The sequence below is a fragment of the Mycobacteroides immunogenum genome, from assembly GCF_001605725.1.
Taxonomy (GTDB): domain Bacteria; phylum Actinomycetota; class Actinomycetes; order Mycobacteriales; family Mycobacteriaceae; genus Mycobacterium; species Mycobacterium immunogenum.
Genome location: NZ_CP011530.1, coordinates 3765522 through 3790754 on the forward strand (window position 1 = coordinate 3765522; position 25233 = coordinate 3790754).

At 63.7% G+C, this 25233-nt stretch carries 23 protein-coding genes; 9 read left to right on the top strand and 14 right to left on the bottom strand.

What is annotated here, in order from left to right; genetic code table 11:
* Window positions 1-20: 20 nt before the first annotated feature.
* Window positions 21-1541, bottom strand: a complete 1521-nt coding sequence (locus ABG82_RS18690; RefSeq protein ID WP_043077859.1) for a carboxylesterase/lipase family protein — start codon at window positions 1539-1541, stop codon at window positions 21-23.
* A 271-nt stretch (window positions 1542-1812) separates the two neighbouring features.
* On the opposite strand from ABG82_RS18690, the gene ABG82_RS18695 reads away from it, so the two are divergent.
* Window positions 1813-3279 carry a DUF4185 domain-containing protein gene (locus ABG82_RS18695; RefSeq protein WP_043077858.1) on the top strand — a complete coding sequence of 489 codons (1467 nt, stop codon included), beginning with the start codon at window positions 1813-1815 and terminating at the stop codon, window positions 3277-3279.
* Between the two features lie 17 nt (window positions 3280-3296).
* Here ABG82_RS18695 and ABG82_RS18700 read toward each other — a convergent pair whose 3' ends face one another.
* A complete protein-coding gene (locus ABG82_RS18700) occupies window positions 3297-4490 on the bottom strand; it encodes a thiolase family protein (protein ID WP_043077857.1) in 1194 nt (397 codons plus the stop codon).
* A gap of 116 nt (window positions 4491-4606) precedes the next feature.
* On the opposite strand from ABG82_RS18700, the gene ABG82_RS18705 reads away from it, so the two are divergent.
* Together ABG82_RS18705 and ABG82_RS18710 are read left to right on the top strand one after the other, a co-directional pair.
* The gene (locus ABG82_RS18705) at window positions 4607-5032 is read left to right on the top strand and encodes a winged helix-turn-helix transcriptional regulator (RefSeq protein WP_043077856.1); all 426 of its coding nucleotides are present in this window, start codon (window positions 4607-4609) and stop codon (window positions 5030-5032) included.
* A complete protein-coding gene (locus ABG82_RS18710) occupies window positions 5029-5544 on the top strand; it encodes a DUF1990 family protein (protein WP_043077855.1) in 516 nt (171 codons plus the stop codon). Before ABG82_RS18705 ends, ABG82_RS18710 begins: the two co-directional genes overlap by 4 nt.
* On the opposite strand, the gene ABG82_RS18715 is transcribed toward ABG82_RS18710, so the two are convergent.
* On the bottom strand, window positions 5541-6449 hold the full coding sequence (locus tag ABG82_RS18715; protein WP_043077854.1) for a LysR family transcriptional regulator: 909 nt from the start codon (window positions 6447-6449) through the stop codon (window positions 5541-5543). The genes ABG82_RS18710 and ABG82_RS18715 overlap by 4 nt on opposite strands.
* A 90-nt stretch (window positions 6450-6539) precedes the next feature.
* Between ABG82_RS18715 and ABG82_RS18720 the strand changes: the two genes are divergently transcribed.
* Window positions 6540-7016, top strand: a complete 477-nt coding sequence (locus tag ABG82_RS18720; protein WP_043077950.1) for a nucleoside deaminase — start codon at window positions 6540-6542, stop codon at window positions 7014-7016.
* Between the two features lie 12 nt (window positions 7017-7028).
* Here the strand turns inward: ABG82_RS18720 and ABG82_RS18725 are convergent, their stop codons facing one another.
* From ABG82_RS18725 to ABG82_RS18735, 3 genes are all read right to left on the bottom strand, one after another.
* Window positions 7029-8609 (bottom strand): LCP family protein, encoded by a 1581-nt coding sequence (locus tag ABG82_RS18725; RefSeq protein WP_043077853.1) that lies wholly within the window; start codon window positions 8607-8609, stop codon window positions 7029-7031.
* Window positions 8610-8726: 117 nt separating this feature from the next.
* Window positions 8727-9158, bottom strand: a complete 432-nt coding sequence (locus tag ABG82_RS18730; RefSeq protein ID WP_043077852.1) for a nitroreductase family deazaflavin-dependent oxidoreductase — start codon at window positions 9156-9158, stop codon at window positions 8727-8729.
* A gap of 28 nt (window positions 9159-9186) precedes the next feature.
* Entirely contained in the window at window positions 9187-9813 is a 627-nt protein-coding gene (locus ABG82_RS18735; protein ID WP_109475846.1) for a TetR/AcrR family transcriptional regulator, read from the bottom strand.
* A 49-nt stretch (window positions 9814-9862) separates the two neighbouring features.
* On the opposite strand from ABG82_RS18735, the gene ABG82_RS18740 reads away from it, so the two are divergent.
* The 4 genes from ABG82_RS18740 to ABG82_RS18755 all read left to right on the top strand — a co-directional run bounded on the left by ABG82_RS18740 (window position 9863) and on the right by ABG82_RS18755 (window position 12068).
* The gene (locus tag ABG82_RS18740; RefSeq protein WP_043077851.1) at window positions 9863-10504 is read left to right on the top strand and encodes an O-methyltransferase; all 642 of its coding nucleotides are present in this window, start codon (window positions 9863-9865) and stop codon (window positions 10502-10504) included.
* A 262-nt stretch (window positions 10505-10766) separates the two neighbouring features.
* Window positions 10767-10952 carry a hypothetical protein gene (locus tag ABG82_RS29000; protein WP_043077850.1) on the top strand — a complete coding sequence of 62 codons (186 nt, stop codon included), beginning with the start codon at window positions 10767-10769 and terminating at the stop codon, window positions 10950-10952.
* A 146-nt stretch (window positions 10953-11098) separates the two neighbouring features.
* Window positions 11099-11608 (top strand): GNAT family N-acetyltransferase, encoded by a 510-nt coding sequence (locus ABG82_RS18750; RefSeq protein WP_043077849.1) that lies wholly within the window; start codon window positions 11099-11101, stop codon window positions 11606-11608.
* Window positions 11609-11714: 106 nt separating this feature from the next.
* Window positions 11715-12068: an NUDIX hydrolase gene (locus ABG82_RS18755; RefSeq protein WP_308213294.1), complete on the top strand. Its 354-nt coding sequence runs from the start codon at window positions 11715-11717 to the stop codon at window positions 12066-12068.
* 7 nt (window positions 12069-12075) lie between these two features.
* Here ABG82_RS18755 and ABG82_RS18760 read toward each other — a convergent pair whose 3' ends face one another.
* Window positions 12076-13719 (bottom strand): acetolactate synthase large subunit, encoded by a 1644-nt coding sequence (locus ABG82_RS18760; protein ID WP_043077848.1) that lies wholly within the window; start codon window positions 13717-13719, stop codon window positions 12076-12078.
* 29 nt (window positions 13720-13748) lie between these two features.
* Between ABG82_RS18760 and ABG82_RS18765 the strand changes: the two genes are divergently transcribed.
* Window positions 13749-15122, top strand: a complete 1374-nt coding sequence (locus tag ABG82_RS18765) for an NADP-dependent succinic semialdehyde dehydrogenase (RefSeq protein WP_043077847.1) — start codon at window positions 13749-13751, stop codon at window positions 15120-15122.
* A 49-nt stretch (window positions 15123-15171) separates the two neighbouring features.
* Here the strand turns inward: ABG82_RS18765 and ABG82_RS18770 are convergent, their stop codons facing one another.
* From ABG82_RS18770 to ABG82_RS18800, 7 genes are all read right to left on the bottom strand, one after another.
* Window positions 15172-15789 (bottom strand): MspA family porin, encoded by a 618-nt coding sequence (locus tag ABG82_RS18770; RefSeq protein ID WP_407661887.1) that lies wholly within the window; start codon window positions 15787-15789, stop codon window positions 15172-15174.
* Window positions 15790-16149: 360 nt separating this feature from the next.
* The gene (locus tag ABG82_RS18775) at window positions 16150-17211 is read right to left on the bottom strand and encodes an LLM class flavin-dependent oxidoreductase (RefSeq protein WP_043077845.1); all 1062 of its coding nucleotides are present in this window, start codon (window positions 17209-17211) and stop codon (window positions 16150-16152) included.
* Window positions 17208-18800 (bottom strand): ABC transporter ATP-binding protein, encoded by a 1593-nt coding sequence (locus ABG82_RS18780; protein WP_043077844.1) that lies wholly within the window; start codon window positions 18798-18800, stop codon window positions 17208-17210. The genes ABG82_RS18775 and ABG82_RS18780 overlap by 4 nt, the downstream gene beginning before the upstream one ends.
* Complete coding sequence (locus ABG82_RS18785) at window positions 18797-19645, bottom strand: ABC transporter permease (protein ID WP_078343301.1); 849 nt, start codon at window positions 19643-19645, stop codon at window positions 18797-18799. The genes ABG82_RS18780 and ABG82_RS18785 overlap by 4 nt, the downstream gene beginning before the upstream one ends.
* The gene (locus ABG82_RS18790) at window positions 19645-20589 is read right to left on the bottom strand and encodes an ABC transporter permease (RefSeq protein ID WP_043077945.1); all 945 of its coding nucleotides are present in this window, start codon (window positions 20587-20589) and stop codon (window positions 19645-19647) included. The genes ABG82_RS18785 and ABG82_RS18790 overlap by 1 nt, the downstream gene beginning before the upstream one ends.
* Window positions 20586-22244, bottom strand: coding sequence for an ABC transporter substrate-binding protein (locus tag ABG82_RS18795; protein WP_043077843.1), 1659 nt, complete (start codon window positions 22242-22244; stop codon window positions 20586-20588). The genes ABG82_RS18790 and ABG82_RS18795 overlap by 4 nt, the downstream gene beginning before the upstream one ends.
* A 24-nt stretch (window positions 22245-22268) precedes the next feature.
* A complete protein-coding gene (locus ABG82_RS18800; RefSeq protein WP_043077842.1) occupies window positions 22269-25151 on the bottom strand; it encodes an AfsR/SARP family transcriptional regulator in 2883 nt (960 codons plus the stop codon).
* Window positions 25152-25233: the final 82 nt, after the last annotated feature.

Sequence of the window (25233 nt, forward strand, 5' to 3'; positions counted from 1 at the left end):
GTTGGCCCACAATGGCCGATTTACAGCGTGAGGCTGAAGCCTTCCCAGGCTGTGCGCCGGGTAGCTTCCGGATCCAGCTCCACACGGGTGCCATGGTCGAACACCATCACCGCGCGGTCCGGCGGCTCGTAAGCGGGCCAGCCGTCCCCAGGAATCCCGCTGCGCGCGAAGGCAAGCCACCGCCGTTGCACGTCATTGCTCACGCGCACGGCATCATGACGGCCGATCGCCCCCGCCAGCACGGTGCCCATGGCGCCCCGGTAACTATCGAACACGGCGAGCAGTTCCGTGGCATGAGTAGCACCCATACCGGCCATCCGAAGCACTCCGGGTGCGTAGTCGTAGCGGTAGAAATACACCGGCGCATAGCGATGATGCGCCTCTGCCATTTGCCAGGCGGCAGTGGAGAAGTTCATGTCGCCGGCTAGCCGCACACGGGCGGAACGCTGTGGGTACCCGGGGTAGGCCGCGACGATGCGATCTCGATGCGCGGGCCCGCCCCGCATCAGCATTCCTTCCAGCGCGGCTTCGGACAGCGGCATCATCTTCAGGACCCTGGTAAACAGCTTGGCCTCATCGGCGTTGTGGCCGACGATCAGCGGAACTCGATGTGCTTCACCGTGTTCCATCGCCTCAATGGGGTGCCGCGGCAGATAGTGGCCGTCGATGCACGGACCGATCGCGAACGACCCACCCGGCATGTTGGTCACGATGTCGGCGATCAACGCGTTGAGCGCCGCACCGAGTTCGACGGGGGTCGCCTGCAGCACTCTCTCGGCAGCTGATTCCGTTGTGGCACCCAGAATCTGCGCGAACTTCTGTGCGTACATGGCCGCGGAGTCGGCCGGTACGGCCATCCCGCTGGCGGTGCTCTGACAGATCGCGCGATGAAACAGCCCCGCGGCCGCGGGGGTGGCCATCAGCGTCTCAACGCAATGCGCCCCCGCGCTTTCCCCGAAAATCGTCACATTGTCCGGATCGCCACCGAATGCCCTGATGTTGTCGTGCACCCACTGCAACGCCAGCACCACATCGCGCAGAAACAGATTCCCGTCGATGGTGTGATCCCGGTCGGACAGTGACGAGAGATCCAGTGCGCCCAGCGCCCCCACCCGATAATTCACCGACACATAGACGCAGCCGCGCCTGGCCAGCGAGGCACCGTCGTACAGCGGGGTCGCCGAACTACCTAGCAAGTAGCCGCCGCCGTAGATGAAGAACATGACGGGCAAGGGTTCGTTGGACGGGCGATCGGGTGCCACCACGTTGACCGTCAAGCAGTCCTCGCTGGCCCGCTGCACACGCCCGGGCCCCAGCACCCGGTAGCGACGCTGTTGCGGGGCCGCCGCACCGAACTCGGTGCAGTCGCGCACTCCGTCCCAGGGCAATGCCGGTTGCGGCGCACGCAGACGCAGCAGCCCGATCGGTGGGCGGGCATACGGTATGGACCGGAAGCGCCGCACACCTCCGCGTACGAACCCTTCGACGATCCCCTTGGGAGTGGTTACCCGGACAGTGGGCGTCTTCGACCCTGAAGCCATGGAAGTCAAGATAGCTGTCCCCGCCTTCGCGACGTCACCTGAGCGCGGTAAATAACAGGCAATCGAGGTTTTTGCCGGCAATAACGCCATCCGCGAGAGATAACTAGTCGCGGCATCTAGAAATCTCGGAGCCCCGATGCCCTCGGTTTCAGCCCGGTCACGGGAACGTACCTATCGATGCACCAATAGCAACATTGGCCTCACCTGCCACTATCGTCACGAGAGTCAATTGCTGACGTCGGTGTGACGTCCTGCCCCAGGAAGGTCTGACATGTCGACGCGCCGCAGGATCTCCGTCGTCTTGATGACCTCGGCCGTTATCGGATCAAGCGTTGCGGTTGACGTCGCGCCCTTGGCAGCTGCCGATCCCTGCGCGGGCCCCGCCGCCGGGCTTCAGCCACCGACGCCGGTTCCGGATGACGGCATACCCGGTCAGGCTCCCCCGATCGGCCGCCGGCCCACCGGCGCCAATGACAAGGCCCCGCTGCCCGAACTGGGCAAGTTGCCGCTATCCATCCTCAAGCAGGTGCTGCCCCAGCAGGGCGCGAAGAAAAAGCCAGGCTGGGCACAGGAACTGGCACGGCCCGCCCTACCCAATCCGCCGGAGCCGGGCTCGCCGAACAATCTGCAGGATCAGCAGGCCGCAGCCGTCGCTCCCGCTCCCCCGGCACCCGCCGTCGGCCCGGCCGCCGAGGCTGCTGTCTCTCCCACGACATCGGTGGTCGGCTGGGTGACCGGTGTCGATACCGGAGCCAACACATTGCAGAAGTTCAGCATCTCCGGAACCGACCTCGGAATCATGTGGGACAACGGCGACAATGCCGGGCGCCAGGTGTTGATGGCCTTTGGTGACACCTACGGATACTGCGGAATGCGCAGCCAGCAGTGGCGCTACAACACTCTGCTGCGCACCCAGGACAAGTCGCTCTCTCGCGGCCTTGCGGTCGCGGAGGGATCGACGTCCAACCCGTACGCCGGCTCCCCACAGTCGCGGCCGGGCTACTCCAAGCAGATCATCCCGCCCATCAAGTGGGCAGCCCAAGAACGGGGCATCATCCCCACCGCGGCCATCTCCGTGGGCCGCACCCAGTACATGAACTACATGTCCATCAAGAGCTGGGACAGCGCCGGCGAATGGACCACCAACTACTCGGCCACCGCGGTCTCCAACGACAACGGGCAGAACTGGAAGACGTTCCCGCAGAGCATCCGTCCGTCATCTCCGGACGCCATCAGCCAGGTCCCGTTCACCCCGGGGAACGAGAACTTCCAGCAAGCCGCCTACGTCAAGGGCAACGACGGCTACATCTACATCTTCGGAACCCCCTCCGGGCGAAGCGGATCCGGCTTCGTTTCACGGGCATTGCCCGGAAATCTGCCCGACGCGGCCACGCACGAATTCTGGAACACCGACCGCGGCACCTGGGTACCCGGTGATCCCAACGCCGCGACACCGATCCTGTCTGGTCCGGTCGGTGAGATGTCCGCGCAGTACAACACGTACCTCAAGAAGTACCTGGTGATGTACGGCGACAAGCAGGGAGACGTCCTGCTCTCCACTTCCCCGGCGCCACAGGGCCCGTGGAGCCCACCGCAGGTCATCGTCACCGAATCCCAGATGCCCGGTGGACCCTACGCGCCGTATCTGCATCCGTGGACAACCGGCAAGGAGCTGTACTTCAACCTGTCACTGTGGTCGGCGTACAACGTGATGTTGATGCGTACCACCCTGCCGTGACACGTCGTACCGCCTGCCTATAACCGTTCAATAATGGTGGCGTTGGCCAATCCGCCTGCCTCGCACATGGTTTGCAGACCATAACGTCCATCCGTCTGTTCCAGCACCGACACCAGCGTGGTCATCAGCCGCCCACCACTGGCCCCGAGGGGGTGGCCAATCGCGGTGGCTCCGCCGTTGATGTTGACCTTGGACAAGTCTGCGCCGGTCTCGGCCTGCCAGGCCAGAACCACTGATGCGAAAGCCTCGTTGACCTCGAAGGCATCGATATCGGCCAACGACAAGCCCGCGCGATCAAGCACTTTCGCGGTCGCCGGAATGATGCCGGTCAGCATGTACAAAGGGTCGTCGCCCACGACGGCCACGGAATGCACGCGGGCGCGGGGCGTCAGGCCAAGACGCTGAGCCGTCTCGCCGGAGGTGATGAGCACAGCGGAGGCACCGTCATTGATCGGCGATGAGTTGCCCGCGGTGACTCTCCACTCGAGTTGCGGGAATCGCTGCTCCCACAGTTCGTTACGGAAGGCCGGCTTGAGTCCGGCCAGGACCTCGACCGTGGTCGATGGACGCACGGATTCGTCGGAGCTCACCTCGACCAGTTCACCGTTCACGTTGGGGGCCTTGATCGGTGTCACATCGCGGGCGAACCGCCCTTCGGCCCACGCCTGCGCAGCGCGGCGGTGACTCTCGGCGGCAAAGGTATCGAGCTGCTCGCGCGAGAGATTCCATTTCGCCGCCACCAACTCGGCGCTAATGCCCTGCGGCACAAGACCATCCGGGTATCTCGCGGCCACCTCGGAGCCAAAGAAGTCCTTGCCCAAGCTTTGGCTACCCATGGGCACTCGGCTCATCGACTCGATGCCCGAGGCGATCACCATGTCATAAGCGCCGGCGATTACCCCTTGCGCGGCAAAGTGAATAGCCTGCTGACTACTGCCGCACTGGCGGTCCACGGTGACCGCGGGGACCGTCTCCGGAAGCCCAGCGGCCAATGCCGCCCAGCGCGCCGTGTTGGAACTCTGCTCCCCGACCTGCCCCACGGCGCCACTGATCACATCGTCGACCAGGGCAGGATCGATACCCGTGCGCTCGACGAGCGCACGAATGGCGTGCGCGTGTAGATCAACCGGGTGCACGCCGGAGAGTGCCCCACCCGGCTTGCCCTTGCCGACAGGTGTCCGCACCGCGTCAACGATCACTGCATCTCTCATGACCTACCTCCTGGATTCGCCGTTGAACTCCTCTCCTGCCGGTATACGCCCTGTAAGTTGGAAATCACAACTAAGTGTGATCAACCACATAACGTGCTAAGTTGGGTTTTACGACTATGAGAGATTGTTCGATAACCAATGCCCTCGACGTGATCGGGGAACGCTGGACCCTGGTGGCCCTGCGTGAAATCATGCTGGGCAATCGGCGCTTCGATGAGATTGTCCGTAACACCGGCGCCAGTCGTGACATCCTCGCGACACGACTGCGCAAGCTCGTCGACGCTGGCGTACTGGAAAAACTCCAATACGAAGAGCACCCTCCCCGTTACGAGTACCTGCTCACCGAATCCGGGCTCGCCCTGCGACCGGTGCTCTTCGAACTGATGGTGTGGGGCGACAAATACGTCACCACAGGTCCCCCACCCAGCGTCTGGGAGCACGACTGCGGATCGACGCTTCGTGCCCATCCGGTCTGCGAGAGCTGCGGTGAAGTAATAACGTTCGATGATGTGACGCCACGACGGCTGGGACGCGTGCGATGAGGCCCCGGGCCCTGACGTACGGCCCCGCAGGGGCAACCTGCCCCGGCCAACACGGTTGGCCCGCGACGCCATCGGATCTACGCCGATTCGAACAGACCATCTGTCTTGGACGCGGGGATGACATCTGGCGCACCGCCGCACACGCGGTGCTTCATTGGGAAGTCAAACGGCGCAGCGGGTTCCGGGTCGCTCCGGACAGACCCGTGAGCGAAGGCGCAGAATTCCTGATCAGCTTCGGCTGGGGGCGACTGGCGGTTCATGAACCTGTGCGCATTGTCGCGGTGGCAGCTACCGACACCCGGCGCGGATTCGCCTACGGCACGCTGCCGGGGCACCCCGTGTCGGGTGAGGAAGCATTCATCGTCCATCGAGACGACGACGGCACCGTGTTTCTCACACTGCGCTCCTTGACACAACCTGCGCCATCTGGCTTCTGGAGGACGATGTTCCCCGCGCTTCTATTGGCACAGAAAGTCTTTCGCCGCCGCTATCTGAAGTCGTTGCTGCCCTAATCAAGCGTTGCGGCGATGTCCACCAATGCCCGCGCCGCTGCGGTCGGCGGAGCCCCCGGCCGCCAGACCGCGCGGAACTGACGGGTAAACACGGTGCCGTCGGCGGGCGTCACCTCGACCAGGGTCCCCGCCGCCAACTCGGGCGCCGCGATGAGCCGGCTCAGCACCGCGGGCGCCAAGCCCGCGGCCGCGGCGGCCTTGATCGCGGCCGCCGAGCCCAGTTCGGCCGCCGGAGCCGCGGGCTGGCACACCTCACTCAATACCTCCCAGACGGTGTCGCGAGTGCCGGATCCGGGCTCTCGCATGAGCAGCGCAGTGGTGGCAAGCTCGCGCAGCGTCACCGGCTTACGCCGGTGAGCCCATTTGTGCGCCGGCCCGACCACGATGACCAGTTCGTCAGCACCCAGCACTTCCCCACCCAGCCCGGCCGGCGCATGAGGCCCTTCGATAAATCCCAGCGTCGCATCGCCGGCACGCACCAACTCACATACCTGCTGGGTGTTACCAACCTCGAGTGATACCGCCACATCGGCATGCCTTGCCCGAAGAGCGGTGAGCCACAGCGGCATCCGATGATCGGCGATGGTTCGTGAGGCGGCGACGACAAGGCGTGGCGCCTGCCCAGCGTGCAAGGCAGCCACACCGGTGACGAACTCGCGGGCCGCCGCCAGCACCGGGGTCGCGTATCCCACCACCGCCAGCCCGGCGTCCGTGAGCCGGGACCCCGTCGGCCCACGTTCCAGCAGCACCAGCCGTAGGCGGCGTTCCAGAGCCCGGATTCGCATGCTTGCGGCCGGCTGTGAAATACCGTGCTGGCGTGCCGCGGCGCCAAGGCTGCCCATCTCGGCAACGGACACCAGCAAGTCCAGCACTCCGAGGTCAGGAGTGCCCGGGGGAAGCGCCATAAGAGCAGTTTATGGGGCGCTGCTGAAATGCCTGCTCCTGGGCCTATCCATCGGCTCGTGACGATTCACCGGAGCTACCATGGGAAGATCATGGACGACAACGATATCCAGCATCTGCGCCGCTGTATTGAGCTCGCGGCCGAGGCCCTTGATGCCGGCGATGAGCCCTTCGGGTCGCTGCTCACCGGGCCCGACGGCACCGTACTGGCCGAGGATCGCAATCGTGTCGGTGCCGGAGATTCCACACGCCACCCGGAATTCGAACTAGCCCGATGGTCCGTCGAGAACCTCTCGCCCGCCGATCGCGCGTCGTCCACGGTGTACACCTCCGGAGAACATTGCCCCATGTGCTCGGCGGCGCACGCATGGGTGGGACTGGGGCGCATCGTGTTTGCCAGCTCGTCGGCCCAGCTGACGGAATGGCTCACCGAACTCGGCGCGCCTCCTAGCCCGGTGGCCTCGCTGCCCATCAATGCGGTAGCACCGGGAATCCGGACCGACGGTCCCGCACCAGATCTGGCCCACCACGTGCGCGCCCTGCATGTCCGATTTCGTGCGCGTGCGTGATGTGCACATGCGTCACTTGACGCAGGGAATGCCGTCCGCGGTGAGCTGACTCAGATCGGTGGGAGCGGGCGCCTGCACGCCCGTCCCCGTGGCGGCAACCGCACTCATCTTGTCGGTCTGGCCGGTGTCCCCCGACGCGCTGTTCTTGGTACCGGCACTGTGATGTGCGATGTAATCGTCGACGGACAGTTGCGATCCCACCGTCAGCTGCACGGTGCCGGGTGCCACCGCACCAGATGCCGTTACGGGTAGGTGGAGTTGATCTGCGAGGGCCTGCGCGCCCTCCTGCGCGCCTTCCCCATACATGATGGAGCTGTCGGACGACTGGGTCTCCGCCGTAGATGCGCGGCCGCGGGTGAACCCACGTGCGGTGAAGGCGTCTTCGAGCGCCGCGGCTAGCCCGTCACGCGATGTCGCGTTCACAACATTGAGCACGACCGGGGCCGAAAGGGGCTGGGCCGGTGATGCCGCGGCTGCGCTCGGCGCTTCGGGCACGGCATCGGAGGAGAAGCGATCATGGACGATCTGCCGGATCGTCGGCAGGTCGACGATATTGACGTCCGAGCCGTTCGAGTCTTCACCGAAGTCGGAGATGGGCAACGTGTAGAAGGAGGTCGGCCTCTTGGTCAATTCCGAGGCACGCGCGGCGAAGTCAACAATGTTCAGCCCGGAATCGATGGCGACATTCTCGTGCGCGACGTTGACAATGTTGCGGATCGCGGCGGGATTGGACATCGCGCCACCCTTACGCACCGCGGCAAGAAGCGAGACAAGGAATGCTTGTTGACGACGAGTGCGGTCCATATCGGTGAACGACCCGTCGTTTTCATCTCGCCGCTGCCTGACGAAGGCCATTGCCTGGGACGCATCGATCTGCTGAACGCCTTCGTGGAAGTTGGCGCCGGAAAACTCGTCAATCGTGTCGTGATTGAGGCACACCGTTATCGGCTGCACGGTCTTGGCAATCTGAAAGAACGCCGCGAGTGTCACTTCGACGAAGTGATCGATCTGCACCCCCAGAAACGCGCTCACCGTATCGATCTGCGCCTTACGTCCCGCCTCGCGGGCAGCCTGCTCACGGGCGGTCAGATCTTTGGCGCCCGCCGTATCGGAACTGCCGTTCGCCTGTGCGTCCAGCGCCTGTTGGTAAGCAAACCCATAGGCCTGCTTGACCTTGCCCTTGCAGACCGAGCCCGGACACCCCGACAGGTTCACGTAGTCGTCTCGCGGGATCGACACCGCACTGATGGGGCCACCGTTTCCGGGGATGTGCACCACAATCAGCACATTCGCGTTGTAGCCGCCCGAGGTCTCGTCACCGGCATGCAACGCGTCGTACATGTCCTGCGGCAGCGGCTGTCCGTTCTGATCGAGCCTGCTGTCGAGCCCCATAAGCAGGATGTTCTGATCTTGGCCCACAGGCGTGAGCACCCCGGGCAGTACATGCGAGGTGATGATCTGCCCGACAGTCGTGTTGTACCCGGCCCAACCAAAACCCGTGATGGCCATTGCACATGCGGCGGCGGCACCCACAACCAGGCGGCCCTTCGACAGCACCCAGCGCTGCACCTGGCGAGAATCTGGTTCGCTCATAACAAGTGACCATTGTTCTGTACCGGTCGGCAAAAACCCGACAACCAGGCCCTGGATGCTCCGGCGAGTCCTCCACGCCCAGCTGTGAAGTGCTTGTGAATCCAGCTGTCTCAGCTGCTAATCCACGCGCGTGAGACCCAGTACCGGAATCACCCGAGTGGTCTTGCGTTCGTATTCCGCGAAGTTCTCGAATCTCTCGGCCTGCCGCGCATAGATCCGATCCCGCTGCTCTCCCACCACATCGCGTACGGCCACCCGGTAACGATCACTACCTATTTCCACCTCTACGCGGTCCGGATGGGCCAGCGCGTTGTAGTACCACGCCGAGCTCGTATCGCGCCCATTGTTGGAGGCGAAGACGTAGAACTCACCGTCGTCTCCGCCCGGCTGGTAGGCCATTGGGTTTTGACGCGGCTGGCCCGACTTCGCTCCCACAGTGTGCAGGATCAACATGTCGAACTGCGCGAAAAACCCGTCGGCACCGCCGGTCTCCCGAATCTGGGCCATGACGTTGTCGTGGAATGCGGCGGGATCATTCAGATCAGTCATGACCTGAATACTGTCAGCTTAGTTGACATTATTCCAGCCGGCGCAAGAAATCCTCGACCACGCCGTCGACGAAACTGTCGTCCACCGGCTCCCCGGTCACGATGACGCGGTAGTACAGCGGCGCCACCAGCTGCTCAGCCAGCCGGGCAACCTCGACATCGGCGGGCAGTTCGCCCCGTTCGACAGCACGGGTAAACGGAATCTGGTCCCGCGCCTGCTGTTCGCGCAGATAGCGAGACCGGAACGCGTCGGCCAGCTGCGCGTCATGCTGAGACTGGCCGATGAGGGCGCGGAACACCGCGCCCGCGTCATCGGCCGTCAAGAACCTCGCGGTGGCGGCCAGGTGATTCTTCAGATCAACAGCGAGACCACCCAGATCCGGCGGATCGAGCTGGGCAGCGGCATCTTCCAGGAAGACGTCCATCAGCACGTCGGCCTTTGAACTCCACCATCGGTAAACGGTCTGCTTGGCCACACCCGCGGCCCTGGCAATGCCCTCCATGGTGACCCCGGCATAGCCCTTGGCAACCAGCAGATCGTCAGCGGCGTGAATAACGGCTTCCCGCGCAGCCTCACTGCGCCCGTGCCGGTTTCCAAAATGACGGCGCGAGGTATCGGCCCCGTGCCGTTCCACCGCCTCATTCACAACGTTCATGGAATCACTACTCTAGATTAGACGAGACGTTGCGTCTATTCTAAGTTTCATGACAACCACACTTCATGAACCTCATTTCGCCACGATCGTGAACCGGCTCTTCGAGAGCGCCTCACATGACGCCCCTCCCGCCGACCGGGACACCTTCCACCAGAAATCCGTCGAGGAGCGCGTCGAGCTGTTCCAGAACACCTACGTTCCCGTCGCTCCCGATGCGGGTCGGCTGCTTTACAGCCTGGTTCGCGCGATCAAGCCGAAGACCATCGTCGAATACGGGCTCTCCTACGGAATCTCCACCCTGCATTCGGCCGCAGCTGTTCGCGACAATGGGTTTGGCCGCATCATCACCACCGAGTTGAACACGGCGAAAATCGCCGCTTCACGTGCGACTTTCGCCGAGGCTGGGGTATCCGACCTCATCACCATCCTGGAAGGCGACGCCAGGGAAACCCTGAAAACCGTTGACGGTCCGATAGACTTCCTACTGCTGGACGGATGGCCGGACCTCGACCTGCCGATCCTCAAAATCCTGGAAGACAAGCTCGCACCAGGTGCGCTCGTCGTCGCCGACAACGTCGGATTCGCAAGCAGCAAGCCATATCTGGAATACATCCGGACCCCAGAAAACGGCTATGTGAGCGTGGCCTCACCGATCGGGGAATGCCTGGAGATCAGCTGCCGTTGTGCGTAACGGTGCAATCTCACACAAGCGTTGGCGGCGGTTTTCTCGCCAAAGTCTCCCGCCGCCAACGCCTTCAGAACCACTCCAAGGAAGGTGTGGCATGTTGGAATCTACCCTCGGCCTGTCGGCCGCGGCATGTACTTCGCTAGCGTTGTTGTGCGCGGCGCCCGTATCCGCGGGACCCAAATCTCCTCAAAAACCCAGCGAACTCGGTGCCGAGCTCCAATCGCAGGGCTATAAAGTTCAGTACGAGCGAATTGGCAACTGCGCCTTGGACGCCGGCTCGGTCGTCGGCACCCGGATAGGCCCTGCCGTATGGGCGGACACCACCACGCAGACCAAGGCTGGTGGCGGCGTCGGCGATGGTGCGGGTACCCGCGGCGGGGTGGCCTGGAGTCACGACATCGACCACCAGATCGCCTACATCACGGTGGCCTGCAAACGCGCAGCGAAATGAGTCGAGAGACCGTGCGGCTCCCGGCAGCAAAGCGCATGCCGGTCGTCTGCAAATAATCGGGTGCGCGAGCTAGCCGGTGTCATTAGGATGCGCGAAATACGCAGCGACGCAAGGTAGCTGGAGCACTTGAGACGAGGGATACGGGCATGACACCGTGGGCGACCCGCGCCGAACGGCCCTGCGATGTCGCGGTGATACGCGAGGTCAACACGGCGGCCTTCCCCACCGATGACGAAGCCAAACTGGTCGACGCGCTGCGTGCGGACACGGGTGCATGGATCGAAGGCCTGTCCACTGTCGCTGTCGATTCCGAAGAACGAATCGTGGCGCACGCACTTCTCACCCGCTGCACCGTGGGCGGGAAACCCGCGCTGGCCTTGGCCCCGTGCGCCGTCCTGCCTATGTTTCAGCGCACGGGGGCCGGATCCGCGGCGATTTACGCCGGGCTCGATCGTGCCCGTAGCCTCGGCGAGAACCTGGTGGTGGTGCTCGGGCATGCCCTCTACTACCCGCGTTTTGGATTCACACCGGCATCCGCCTTTGGCATCACGGCGGGGTTCGATGTCGCCGACGAAAGCTTCCTGGCATTGACGCTCGATCCCAAGCGACCGACGCCGACCGGACAGATCAAATATGCCGCCGCATTCGAGGTCTAGCCGACTGTCCCCTGGCGGCTTCTAAGCTGGCCGTGTGTGCACCAGTGACAAGAACCGCACCATTCGGGTCAGCGCCGTGGTGCTGCGTGATGCCCGCGGCGCGGTTCTGACCGTCCGAAAACGCGGCAGCAGCCGATTCATGCTGCCCGGCGGCAAGCCCGACACCGGCGAAACAGCCGTACAGACCGCGGTGCGCGAGGTCCACGAAGAGCTGTCGGTCCATTTGGAGGCGGCGGCCCTGCGGCCACTCGGGGTCTTCCGCGCCGCGGCTGCCAATGAGCCGGGATTCGAAGTCGAGTCAACAGTCTTCGAGCATCCACCGGTGTCGGTGAGCCAACCGGCCGCCGAGATCGAAGAACTGCGATGGCAGCCACTCGATGAGCCCTACCCCGCGGATTTGGCGCCGTTGCTCGCGGAGCACGTGCTTCCGGTTCTGTCCGGGAATCGGCCGCCGCGATAGCCGCGCGCTACAGCGTCGCGTCCAGTTGCCCCAGCCGATCGGTAAGCCTCAGATTCTCCGAGTAGTCGACCGGGCAGGCGATGAGCGAAACGCCGTCACTGTCCAGGGCGGCCCGCAGCGTCGGCTGTAGTTGGTCGGCGGCGGTAATGCGATAACCCTTGGCCCCGAAACTCTCCGCGTAGGAGACGATATCGGGGTTGGTGAATGAGACATGATGGTGTTCACCAAGTTCGAGGTCCATCTTCCACTCGATGAGTCCGTAGCCGCCGTCCTCCCAGATCAAAACCACCAGCGGAATCCGCTCGCGTACCGCGGTCTCGATCTCTTGCGAGTTCATCAGGAACGCGCCGTCACCGGCGACGGCCAAAACCTTCGCATCGGGGCGGGCCAGCTTCACGCCGAGCGCCCCGGGCAGCGCGAAACCCATGGTGGACAGACCGTTAGACACAAGACAGGTGTTGGGCTCATAGGTCGGGTAGAGCCGCGCCATCCACATCTTGGTGGCTCCGGTATCGACAAGCACGACATCACTGCGGCCCAGGGTCGCCCGGATGTCCGCCACGATCCGCTGCGGCGCCATCGGGAAACGTGAATCCTGCTGTCCCCGGGAGAATTCTTCGGCCAGCAGGGCGGATCCCGGTGCGGAGTTGCCGTCGAACCGGTGCCCGGCGAGGGCGTCGGTGAGCGCATCAACCGAGGCGCTGATATCACCGATGATTCCCACCGACACCGAATAGTGCGCGTCGACTTCCGCGGGAAACCGATGGATGTGGATGATCTCCTTGTCTCCCAGCGGGTTGATGCGGACCGGGTCGAACTCTTGCAGCTCATATCCCACCGCGACAATCACGTCGGCGTGCTCAAAGCCGAAGTTGGCGTAGTCGCGCCGCATGAAGCCGACGGTCCCCATGCTGTTGGGATGGTCGTCGGGCATCGCGCCCTTACCGTGGAAGGTATTGGCCACCGGCACACCGAGCTCTTCGGAGAACCGGATCAAGGCGGCCGTCGCACCACCTCGGGCGGCGCCGTGACCGGCAAGCACCACCGGCCGCCGCGCCCGCCGCAGGATGTCGACCGCACGCAACACCTGACCGGCCATCGGGGCTTCGGCGTGCACCACATTGCGCGGCAAAGGATTCAATTCGTAGTCGGCGCCGTCGGCGTCGATGTTCTCGGGCACCGCCAGAAAGACGGCAGCGGGCCGCTCGGTCTCCGCGAGCTTAAAGGCCTTGCGGAACATCTCTGGGATGGCCCGAGCGGTCGGCACACCGTCGGCCCAGCGGGTGATCGGACGGAACATCGCCACCAGGTCGACGTACTGATGAGATTCCTTGTAGGCCCGGTCCTGCCCTACCTGGGCAGAAATCGCGACCAGAGGCGTGCTGTTCGTGGAAGCGTCGGCGACTCCCAGCTGCAGGTTGATCGCCCCCGGACCCAGCGTGGCGGACACCACTCCGGCACGCCCGGTCACCCTGCCATACATTTCCGCCATGAAGGCCGCACCCTGCTCATGGCGGGTGAGGATGTAGCGGATGTCCGATGCCGCGAGCGCCTGGATAAACCGGATGTTCTCCTCCCCCGGTATCCCGAAGACCACGGAGACACCCTCGTTCTCCAAACACTTCACCATTAATTGGGCAGCTGTGCTCATCTTTCCTACGGTAGTGGCACTCTGGAGACATGCCTATCGCAACGATCAACCCGGCCACCGGAGAGACGATCAAGACCTTTGCTCCAGCATCCGAGGCAGAAATCGACGCCGCTATCGGACGCGCACACGAGCGGTTCAGGCGATACCGCACAACCAGTTTCGCGGAGCGAACTGCCTGGGCAACAGCCACCGCTGATCTCATGGAAGCCGAGGCCGATGATGTCGCGGCCCTGATGACGCTGGAGATGGGCAAGACTTTAGCCTCGGCCAAGGCCGAGGTTCTCAAGTGCGCCAAGGGGTTTCGATTCTACGCCGAGCACGCCCAAGCGATGCTTGCCCCGGAATCGGCCGACGCGGTTGCGGTCAATGCCTCCCAAGCCTACGCCCAGTACCAGCCGCTTGGGGTGGTACTGGCGGTGATGCCATGGAACTTCCCTCTCTGGCAGGCGGTGAGATTCGCGGCGCCCGCGCTGATGGCCGGCAACGTGGGCCTACTCAAGCACGCCTCGAATGTGCCGCAGTCCGCGCTGTATCTCGCCGATGTGATCGCTCGCGGCGGCTTTCCCGACGGCTGCTTCCAGACACTGCTGGTGCCCGCCGGTGCGGTGGAACGGATTCTGCGCGACCCGCGAGTGGCGGCCGCCACACTCACCGGAAGCGAACCGGCGGGGCGTTCCGTGGCCGCGATTGCCGGTGATGAAGTCAAGCCCACTGTGCTGGAGCTCGGTGGCAGCGACCCGTTTATCGTGATGCCGTCAGCGGACCTGGAGAAGGCCGTCTCGACCGCGGTCACGGCCAGAGTCCAGAACAACGGCCAATCCTGCATTGCCGCCAAGCGGTTCATCGCCCATCGCGATATCTACGACGACTTCTTGGCTAAGTTCGTCGACACCATGGCCTCCCTGCGGGTGGGCGATCCCACCGACCCGGCCACCGATATCGGGCCGCTGGCCACCGAGCAGGGCCGCGACGAGGTCGACAAACAGGTCCAGCAGGCCGTCGCTGCCGGTGCCACCGTCCGCTGCGGAGGTGTACGACCAGAGAGGCCCGGATGGTTCTACCCGCCGACCGTCCTCACCGACATCACCAGGGAGATGCCGATATTCGGCGAAGAGGTGTTCGGCCCGGTCGCCTCGGTATACCGCGCAACCGATATCGACGAAGCAATAGACATCGCCAACGACACGTCCTTCGGTCTCGGCGCCAACGCCTGGACACGCGAGGAAACAGAGCAACAGTGGTTCATCAACGGTCTCGACGCCGGACAGGTCTTCATCAACGGTATGACCGTTTCATATCCCGAGGTCCCCTTCGGCGGTATCAAACGCTCCGGGTACGGCCGCGAACTCTCGGCGCACGGCATCCGAGAGTTCTGCAACATCAAGACGGTTTGGATCGCCTGAATCAGCCGACGTTTGGGTACACACCGAAGGAGAGCCAAACTCCAGCAATCTATTTCATATCCCAGGTATCGCCGTAGGTGGTGACACTGTCGCCCACGGAACTAACCAGCCGGGCATATGGCCGCAGCAGCACACCACCGGCCGCACCGGTCACCGTGCCGTGCGCATTGCTCACCGCCACCGCCCCCTTGGGTCCGCTGATGGCCACCGAAAAGGTGACTACCTCTTGAATGCCGGGACCGTTACCAAGATCGACATTGATGCCCGCCGAGGGCAACAGGTTAGTGGTCTGCACGTACGAACTCTCTGGCGAACTACCGAAAACATTGGGAATGCCATAAAGAACCGAGGCATTGGGCGTCGTGTAGTTGAAGTTCAGACCCACCCCCAATGACCACGGATAACCCACCTGATAGCCCAACTCCAGCGTGCCTTCGAACGCGTCGGCACCGGCGCCGGTCACCTCGTAGACCGCACGACCCGAATGGAACCATTCGCGCGTCAACCTGTTGCGATCCAACGGAAAAACACCGTTCAAGAACGTGTCCCACTGCTGGATCCGCAGCAGACGGCCCTTACCGTCCACCAAGGTCAGCTCGTCGTCCAGGCCCGCATACGCCGCACCGGGCGCCGCCACCGCGGCCGCGCCGAGCACTGCCACCATCATCACGGCGGCAATTCCACCCCGAACAATTCGCGACGCAATTCTCCCCATAAAAAACATGACCCTTCCATTCTCCAAAGATTGAAGGATCATCATCTATTCAGCAATTCACACAACCTACAATTATTCTCCACCAGATCGAATATTTCGAATTGCAGCAAACGTAGATGATGCCACTCAACCCCAGGTTGATGATACGAAACTAAGGCACAGACCTGCATTTAGGTCGTGGAGAGGAAATTAAGGCATTCGAAATCGACACTTAAAATACGTGGCGGCAAATTGCATCTACGCAACTAAGTATGCACGCAAGACACCCAGTGATGAGATTACTCACCCTGGCGACACCCTCAAGAAGTTCACTTACCGGCGCAGCTCGGCAATCAATCGCGACCGCAATTTGCGGTCCTCCTCCGTCTCGGTGAGCGCGACCACCTGCGCGATGTCGATACCGGCGCGGCGATATCCATCTATGAGCTCCGCGACGGTCGACACCGAACCCACAACTAGGCCGTCGAAGGTGGCGTCAAGATGCCGAAGCGCCGCATCACGGGTGTCCGCGACGTGGCGGAGATCGCGCTCACGGTTGCGCGCCAACTGCGCCGACGACCCCAACACCTCATCCGAACGCCGGCGCAAGAGCTCAGCTCCTCGCGCCCGAAATGCCCCTGCGGCATCGCGTGCCTCGTGATCGGTGTCCCCCAAGATCACAAAAAACTGCTTCCAGTAATGCAGTTCGCGACCATGCTCAGCCGCCAGTGCGTCGACCTCCGACCTGATGGCACTCGCGGCATCCAACGACGGGAAGGTCCCGGCGTAGGCATACCCAAATCGGGCGGCCAAGGCTTTCGCTTCCTGAGAAGACCCTCCGATCGAGATCGGCGGGGCGGGCTGTTGCACCGGGCGAAAACCGGCCCAGGCGTCCTCTACCTGGTACCACTTACCCTCATAGTCAAAGGGTTCCGTTGCGGTGAGCGTCTTCACAAAGAGTTCCAGATACTCGCGGGCGCGGTCGTATCGCTGCGCCTTGCTCAGGAAATCGCCATCACGCCGGACATCGACATCACTGGAACCTACGACGACGTGAGCCGCTGCCCGCCCCGCGCTGAGGTTGTCCAGGGTGGCGAAAGAGCGCGCCGCGACCGTGGGCGCGATAACTCCCGGACGGTGCGCGACCGTGAGTCCGGTACGTGCTGTGGCGGTCGCGGCGTGAGCCGCGATGAGCCACGGGTCTGCCCATGCACTGTAGACATGGATGAGCGACCGGTCGTATCCAGCCTCTTCGTCAAAGCCGGCCTGCCGCAGGATATGCCCCGGATCAACGTCCCGGGCTCGTGGATCTGCAAGGAAATGTGCTGTACGCCTGTCAAATTCAGTCTCTCCCGGCGGAGGCGCCGACAGAATTCCACCGATGATCTCACTCATGTCAGTGACATCTCCTGTTCTGTTTCCTTACTGCCGACCGCACGATCTCCGCGTCCGGCCGCCAGTAGTTGGCGGGTGTATTGGTGCTGCGGAGAGCCCCAGACTGCTTCGGTAAGACCTTCTTCCACAATGCGTCCGTTCTTCATCACCGCCACGCGTGAGCACAGAGAACGCACCACGTGTACGTCATGCGAAACAAAGAGCAAGCCCACCCCGCTGCCCCGCAGCCCGTTGAGCACGTCCAGGATGCCGGCCTGACTCACCGGATCGAGTGCTGATACCACTTCGTCGCACACCAGTACCTCAGGATTCATTGCCAGCGCACGCGCGATGGCGACACGTTGACGCTGGCCGCCGCTGAGCGTCTGCGTGCGTCGAGCAGCCAGGACAGGGCTCAACCCGACTCTCGAAAGCAGTGCGGCGATTCGCGCGTCGTGTTCATCCGGCCTACGAATTCCCTTCGCTTCCAGCGCTTCCCCCAGAATTCTTCGTACCCGGTATCGGGGATCGAAAGCTCCCGACGTATCTTGGTCGATCAGCTGGATGCGATGTCGTAGCGGCCGGCGTGAGCGTTCGGACACCCCGCTCCAGCGCATCCCTGCGAGCTCGACAACACCGATGTCCGGCTCGGTGAATGCCGATGCCAAGTGTGCGGTGGTGGATTTTCCCGAGCCCGACCCACCTATCAAGCCCACGGCCTCACCCGAGTGGACTGTCAACGAGACCGAATCCACACCACCCACACCATTGTGGTACCGCTTGCCGACGTCGCGCAGCACTAGAACCGGGGCTCCTTCGGCGACTGTTGGCGCAGGCGAACGCGTCGACGCGGCCGCGCGTACCAGCCTCGTGGTGGCGGGATGCCGTGGCGCATTCAACACAGCATGAGCGGTCCCCGTCTCTACCGGAACTCCCCTGTCAAGCACCAGGATCCGGTCCGCTAGGTGCCCCACAAACTCCAGATCATGACTGACCAGCACGACACCCAGCCCTTCGTCACGCAATTGCGCCAGCAAGTCCCGGATACCCGCACGTGTCACCGCATCGAGTGCGGTCACCGGCTCGTCTACCACCAGCAGAGCCGGATCTGCCGCGAGGGCCGACGCGATGAGAACGCGCTGACGCTCACCGCCCGAGAGCTGATGGGAGTACGCGTCCAGCCGTTCAGCGAGGTGTTCCGCGCCCACTCGCGACAAGAGCGCAACCGCCGCTTCGCGCCGCGCCGCTGCGGCGACGGTGCGGTTCGGCGCGACGGCTTCTGTCAGCTCATGCGCGATAGTGCGCAAGGGGTCCAGCGACACCAAGGCATCTTGTAAGACGAAACCCACCGTGCGTCCCCGCAGCCGGTTCCACTGCCGTTCGGTGAATCCGCGCACATCGGTGCCGTCGATCTCCAACCGTGCGGCGTCTAGTGTCGCGGCACTCCCCAGCAGGCCGGCGAGCGCCTTCGCGACGGTGCTCTTCCCGCCACCGGAACTTCCTATGACTGCGACACATTCGTGCCGGCTGACCGACATGTCAACACTCGACACCGCCACCTCGGTGCCGTATCGCACGGTGAGTCCTTCGGCGTCTACCAGCGCGCTCATAGCCCGGAGCGCTTTCGTTCAAAGGCATTACCGAGCACGGTGATGGCAATAACCACCAGCGTGATAGCGGCACCCGGGAAAACCGACATCCACCAGGCCCCCGCCAATACGGACCGCCCGTCGGCCAGAATTCGACCCCATTCCGGTGCGGGCGCCGCCGCACCGAAACCGAGGAAGCTCAGTCCGGCGGCGACAATGATGTTTGTGCCCGCACTGATCGTAGCCAGTACAAGTGCCGGCCCTAAGGCGTTCGGCAGGATGTGCGTACGCAAAATCCTCGCGGGGCGGACGCCCAAACCTATCGCGCTGCGTACGTAGTTCGCCGCGCGAACCCGTTGCGCCTCTGTGCGAATCAGCCGCGCGTAGCCAGGAATCGAGCTGATGGCGATCGCGACCAAGACGTTGAGTGCGCCCGGTCCGAGCACTGCCAGGACGAGCAACGACAACAGCACCGATGGGAAGGCAAGGCCTATATCGACAATCCTCATCACCGTGAAATCGACTCCCCGCCAACCAAACGCCGCGACCAGTCCCACGGCCGCGCCGACCGCCAGCGCCAGCCCGGTGGAGCCGAATCCGATGACGACCGAGGTACGAGTCCCGTGTACTACCCGGGTATAGACATCACGTCCGAGCTGATCGGTGCCGAACGGATGGTCCGCGCTGGGCGGCCGCAGCACCACGGTGTAGTCCGTAGCGGTCGGATCAGCCGGCGCGAAGAGACCAGGGAATGCCGCGGCCAATAACACCACCAGAAGGATCAAGGACGCTGTCAGCAGCGATAGCCGCAGATTGGGCACCATCCGAACCCGCGGTCCGGCTAAAGCCAACACCCCGCCGGCCATCAGCGAAGCCTCGGGTCGATGCGGCGGTTCACGAGGTCGATTGCCCAATTCAATGCCCCAAACAGCAGCGCGCACAACACGGTGATCGACGTGACGACAGGCATGTCCCGGGTTGACACCGCATCTACCAGAGTTCGCCCGAAACCTGCACGAGCGAAGACGACTTCGATGATCACGGCGCCACCGAGAAAGCTTGCGAGGGTCCAGCCACCCAAGGTGATCACCGAAGCGGCGGCGTGCCGGAGGTGATGGCGCACTGTCACGCCCAACCAGGAGACACCACGTGCTCGCACGGTAAGCGTGAACGGTGCTGCTGCCGACCGCTCGAACGAATCCTGCAGCACCCGCGCCATCACACATCCGATCGGCAAGGCCAACGCAAAGGCGGGCAGGATCACCGCGTCAGCCGTTCCACTGCCCGCCGCCGGCAACCACCGCAGCCGAAACGCGAACACACCGATGACGACGATGCCCAACCAATAGCTGGGTAGCGAGCTCCCGATCAACTCCACCACCGTGAGAATGCCGCGCGCCCCTCGTCCTCCGAGTGCCCAGGGCACGGCCAGCCCCAGGGCGAGGACCGTGGTGAAGACCATCGCCACAATGGCCAACTGCGCCGTGGACCCGATGCTCTCAGCCAAGACATCGGAGACAGGACGACCGAGGCGATAGCTTTGCCCAAAGTCCCCCGTCGCGATCTGCCCGAGGAAGGCGAAATATCGCTGCCCCAGTGGGCGATCCAAATGCAGTGCGCTGACGACCTCATTCCTAAGTTCCGGCGTGGCCGCGACATTCGGGCCCAACAAGGCATCGACGGTATCGCCGGGCATCAGTTGCAGCGCCACAAACGACATCGTCGCCGCTCCCCACACGACAACGGTGATTCCCGCGAGGCGCTCGGCCGTCTCACGCGCCCAAGGCGGCAGACCACGCAGGAATCTCATGAGCTCTGCGTCCACGTGTCATACAGCACCGGCAAGACATTGTCGGACCAGTAGTCCAGGCCGCGCACGCGCTTTCGGTATGCGGTCACAACCGGGGCGGCGTAGGCCGGCATGCCATACGCCGACTCGCTGATCTTGTCCAGAACCCCGCGGTAGATCTGTGAACGTACGGCCGGATCAAGGGTGCGTAGACCCTCTCTCAAGAGCGCGTCGAGCCCGGGATCGTGTACCCGAGCTCCGTTCGCGCCGCCGTCGGTGAACTGTTGACCAGACCCGTAAATGGTGCGCAGAATGTCGGGATCGTCACCGCTCCAACCGAATCCCACAAGATCGTATGCGCCGGCGTTGCGCACCTGGATATAGCTGCCATTCCCAATCGCCACCAGTTCCAATCGCACTCCCAATTTGCGCAGTGCGTCCTGTAGCCCGGTATCGAAGACAACCCGCTCTGGCCGCTGATATGTGGGGTCGTAGATGAGTGACACAGTCAACCGTTCACCGGCCTTGGTGCGGTAACCCTCGCCATCACGCCCGGTGTAGCCCAACTCATCGAGGATGCGTCCGGCGCTGGCCGGATCGTATGAACCCGTGAAGTGACCATTGGACCCGCGCGCTGTGGCCGCATTGAGAGGCGACTGCGCGGGACGGTACTTTCCCTGAAAGATGCTGCTGGTCAGAGTATTCAGATCGGCAGCTTGCGATATGGCGGTACGGGCCCGCACATCGTTGAACGGGCTCCGCGTGGTGTTGAAAAAATAGGTGTAGGGGATTCCGGTGGGTTCGGCACGATGTACTGCCACACCGCGGATGGTCTCCAAGGTGTCGATGTCGGTGGTGGCCACCTGGTCGATGACGTCAACATCAGCACTCACCAGGGACCCCACGCGGGTCGAACTCTCCGGCAGAACTCGATACTCCACCTCATCCAGGTACGCAGTGCCACGGCGCTTCCCTACCGGCGGCCAGTCGTACGCAGGATTGCGCGTCAGCCGAAAGCCTTCCGCAGTGGCCCGCTGCGCGAAAATAAACGGCCCAGTCCCGACTTGTTGCGGGCCCCCCGCGCACAGATTTTCGTGCGCCGCGAAGGAAGCCGGCGAGTGGAATCCCAAGTTGGCTGTCGAAACTGCCTGCAGGAAGGGGCTATACGGCTCTCTGAGATGTACCACCGCCACATCCGGGCGCACCACCTCGGTGAAGCGGTACGGGCCGATGAGGGTGCGTGCGTACTGCGACGCTGTCCGCGGAGCGACGATCCTGTCGAAGTTCTGTTTGACCGCCTGTGCGTCGAACGGGGTTCCGTCATGGAACGTCACCCCGGTCCGGAGCCGGAACGTGTACACCGTCCCGTCCGGCGAAACCGACCACGAAGTAGCCAGCCATGGCCTGAACGAGCCATCGGGCTGGGCTTTGACCAGGGAGTCGTACACGTTGCGCATGATCGCGGGCGTCTCGTCTGAAGGGCTGACCTGAGGGTCGAAGCAATCAATGGCTGCCCCGATGGCGATCCTGAGCGTCCCGCCACTGCGGGGCGGCCCGTCGGAGATCTGATCCTCTATCGGGGCGCACGCGGACGTGAGAGCTGCCCACAACACGGCCGCTGCCGCAGCGCGGGCAAGCCCGCGACGTGGCGACGGATAGACTCGGACACTCTGCACAGCGCCCAGTCTCACCGGTATCGCTTACCTCTCGCTTACTGGCCGCGCGCCCCCTGACTCAGCGATCGACATCCACCGCAACGCGCACTGCCTTTCGAGCTCATGCCCTGTGTCGTCGTGTATCTCCACCGCAGCCCGGATGAGCACACGCGAGCGGTGCGGGCTGCCCGCGAACAGATGATTGACCGCGTGCACGCCCAGTGCACGGCCTTCCAGTACCCGCAATCCAGCCTGCGACGCGCGCTGCGTCGATTGGGCACCATGCGCCAGGGCTCGCTTCGGGTCGTTGAGATAGCGGTACGTCAGAGCCAACCCGATCATTGCTTCCACCTCGATCCGCACATCCGACAAGCCCTCCGCGATATCCAGCGCGTGCTTGTGCTGCGCCTCGGATTCCTCCAACATTCGCGTTGCGCGCAGCACATCGCCCAAAGCGACGGACGCGCGTGCTTCACCCGCGGGTTCCTCTAGTTCCCGGAACATTCCGACCGCCGTGGCCGCGTGCTGGCGCGAGACTGCGAACTCCTCCTCCAAGAGCAGGACGGTGGAGAGATTGAGATGTGCGGTGGCCAGCGCATAGGGGTTGTGATTGTCCTTGGCCACCCGTAAGGCCCGGTGGTGGACCACCGACGCCTCGTCCAACCGATTCAAACCGACAAGAGCGTGCCCAATGCGTGCCAGGTTATCTGATTGGTATGCATATAAATTCGCGATTCGGTCGGAACTCTCCACCTCCTCAGCGAGGTGGAGCGCACGCCGCAGGTGTCCCTCCAGGGCCTCTCGATCCGCGTCCGCCCGCGCGGCAGCCGAATCTTGGCCCGGGAGCCACAGCTCACCGGTCGCCGAGACACCATCGCGCAGCCGCCGCGTCACATCGGCGAACCTGGTGAATTGGAAGTGATCGCCAAGCTCACGCGCGGCCGATGCTCCGTGTGCGGCAACCGCATACACGTCTGGGTCACCGCTGGCAATGTCGAATTTGCTCAGCGCGAAGGCCGACAGCGCAAGCCGCGGCCGCGCGGACAATCCCGATGCCGGATGTACCAATGCCAGCATGGTGAGCCGGTGACGCAGGCTGAAGGAACGCGAAGGGTAGTCGGGGCCCTCCAGGTACCAGACGGCGAGCCGGTCCAGAGCCCGCTCGTATCCAGCGGTAAGCGGGCGGGCCGCCAATTGCGTAGCGACTCCACCCGACAACGCGACCGTGCCGTCTTCGAACTCAGTGATCACATGGGAATGCGCAAGCTCGTCGAGCGAGCGCGCTATCTCGGCGGCCGTGAATCCGACCAGGGCCGAAAGGGATTCACGTACAAAATGACCACCGGCCACCAGACTCATCGCATGCGCGAGCTCACGGCTGGCGTCACCCAGCCGGCCTAGCTCGAGCTCATGCACTCCAGGCACCCGGCCATTGCGCAGCTCCGCGACCACGGCAGCGCGGTGCCGAGATGGGCGTCCTCTGATACCTGCGGCAACCGCATGCAACGAGGCAGGGTTGTAACCGCACAGCTCCGCGATCTCTTCGAGTTCGCCAGTTCCCGGAGTGGATTCGAAGCCCCCAATCGCCTCGGCAAGAAGCTTGTTCGCTGATTCCGGAGTCAGGGAGCCCAACCTGATCAGGTTCGCTTCGTGTGCTGAGGACAGCTCGGGCAATGCCGACCTGCTTGTCAGGAGCACAGCGGAAGCTCCCGATCCGGGCAGCAATGAGGCAACCTCGCCGACTGCGATGACGTCGTCGATGACAAGCAGAATCGTCTTGCGTGCCAAGATACGCCGCACCAGTGCGCACCGTGCCGCCGGCTCATCCGGGATTCCGTTGGCCCCCAATCCCGCATGCACCAACAGTTCCCGGGCCAGCGCGCCCGCGCCGATATCGTGGGCCTGCACGAACCACTGGCCATCGGGATACCTGTCCGCGCTCGCCAAGGCCGCGGATACGGCCAATGCGGTCTTGCCGCTGCCGGGCGGGCCGGCAATCACTGTCACGTCGGGGCGGTCCACCGCGAGATATCCGGCCAATGCCGCGAGCTCGTCATCCCGGCCGAAAAGCCGGGCACGAGAACGCGGTAACGTGCAGTACGCCTCGGACGCGTCATTTTGCGGCGAGTCCTGGTGGGTGCCGGCCACGACCAGATCCAGGGCAGGATCTTGCGTCAGGATTTGAGTGAACAGCTGCTGCGCCCGCTCGCCCGGATCTATGCCCAGGTCCTCGGTAAGCCTTCTCACCAACCCGCGGTAGACCTCGAGAGCCTCGGCCTGCCTCCCGCACCGGTACGACGCAAGCATCAACTGTTCGGCAAGTCGTTCACGCAGGGGGTGCGCGCGCAGCTCCGCGCGCAGCTCGCCGAGAACGGCAGCGTGCCTACCGAGATCAAGCGCCACGCCAAACGCCCGTTCCACGAGCGCGGTCCGGTGCTCGTCCCATCTGACCGCCTCGGCATGCGCGATCGCGACGGACTCCACGTCCTCAAACGGGGCGCCGCGCCATAGCGCGAGCGCCGCGGTCACGTGCTCGTTCTCCAGCAGAACGTCGGATTGCCGGCGTGCTGAATCCGCGCGTGCGACCAACTGCCGGACCTGCCCGATGTCGACGTCATCTTCGGCGACATCCAGACGATAACCATGTGTGGTCGACACAATGACCGAACCGGCCCCCGGTGCGGCGGTGTCCAGCACACGGCGCAGCCGCGCCACGTGCACATGGACCGCCGAACGCGCGTTCCGCGGCGGCTCATCCCCCCAGAGATGCTCGGCGATCGCCGTAAAGGAGGCGGCCCTGCCTTTGGCCGTCACCAGTGCGGCCAGCAGTGACCGATGTTTGGCGGCCGTGATCGGCACCGCGATCGCACCACTGGAGCCATGCACGGTGACGGCCAACGGCCCGAGCACCGATACACCCACCCGCACTTGTGTGCCGTCCTTCTTTCATGCGATGTCCGCTCCCAACCTTGACATCACGATCTCGGTATGCAGCCTACGAGCGGCCTAT

Bases quoted from the DNA above. Each gene is read 5' to 3' on its own strand.
- ABG82_RS18735 (WP_109475846.1), bottom strand. From the start codon at position 9,813: ATGAACGTTGTGAATGAGGCGGTGGAACGGCACGGGGCCGATACCTCG.
- ABG82_RS18740 (WP_043077851.1), top strand. From the start codon at position 9,863: ATGACAACCACACTTCATGAACCTCATTTCGCCACGATCGTGAACCGG.
- ABG82_RS18695 (WP_043077858.1), top strand. From the start codon at position 1,813: ATGTCGACGCGCCGCAGGATCTCCGTCGTCTTGATGACCTCGGCCGTT.
- ABG82_RS18715 (WP_043077854.1), bottom strand. From the start codon at position 6,449: ATGGCGCTTCCCCCGGGCACTCCTGACCTCGGAGTGCTGGACTTGCTG.
- ABG82_RS18785 (WP_078343301.1), bottom strand. From the start codon at position 19,645: ATGGCCGGCGGGGTGTTGGCTTTAGCCGGACCGCGGGTTCGGATGGTG.
- ABG82_RS18775 (WP_043077845.1), bottom strand. From the start codon at position 17,211: ATGAGTGAGATCATCGGTGGAATTCTGTCGGCGCCTCCGCCGGGAGAG.
- ABG82_RS18750 (WP_043077849.1), top strand. From the start codon at position 11,099: ATGACACCGTGGGCGACCCGCGCCGAACGGCCCTGCGATGTCGCGGTG.
- ABG82_RS18730 (WP_043077852.1), bottom strand. From the start codon at position 9,158: ATGACTGATCTGAATGATCCCGCCGCATTCCACGACAACGTCATGGCC.
- ABG82_RS18700 (WP_043077857.1), bottom strand. From the start codon at position 4,490: ATGAGAGATGCAGTGATCGTTGACGCGGTGCGGACACCTGTCGGCAAG.
- ABG82_RS18720 (WP_043077950.1), top strand. From the start codon at position 6,540: ATGGACGACAACGATATCCAGCATCTGCGCCGCTGTATTGAGCTCGCG.
- ABG82_RS18765 (WP_043077847.1), top strand. From the start codon at position 13,749: ATGCCTATCGCAACGATCAACCCGGCCACCGGAGAGACGATCAAGACC.
- ABG82_RS18705 (WP_043077856.1), top strand. From the start codon at position 4,607: ATGAGAGATTGTTCGATAACCAATGCCCTCGACGTGATCGGGGAACGC.
- ABG82_RS18770 (WP_407661887.1), bottom strand. From the start codon at position 15,789: ATGATGGTGGCAGTGCTCGGCGCGGCCGCGGTGGCGGCGCCCGGTGCG.
- ABG82_RS18780 (WP_043077844.1), bottom strand. From the start codon at position 18,800: ATGAGCGCGCTGGTAGACGCCGAAGGACTCACCGTGCGATACGGCACC.
- ABG82_RS18725 (WP_043077853.1), bottom strand. From the start codon at position 8,609: ATGAGCGAACCAGATTCTCGCCAGGTGCAGCGCTGGGTGCTGTCGAAG.
- ABG82_RS18690 (WP_043077859.1), bottom strand. From the start codon at position 1,541: ATGGCTTCAGGGTCGAAGACGCCCACTGTCCGGGTAACCACTCCCAAG.
- ABG82_RS18790 (WP_043077945.1), bottom strand. From the start codon at position 20,589: ATGAGATTCCTGCGTGGTCTGCCGCCTTGGGCGCGTGAGACGGCCGAG.
- ABG82_RS18760 (WP_043077848.1), bottom strand. From the start codon at position 13,719: ATGAGCACAGCTGCCCAATTAATGGTGAAGTGTTTGGAGAACGAGGGT.
- ABG82_RS18710 (WP_043077855.1), top strand. From the start codon at position 5,029: ATGAGGCCCCGGGCCCTGACGTACGGCCCCGCAGGGGCAACCTGCCCC.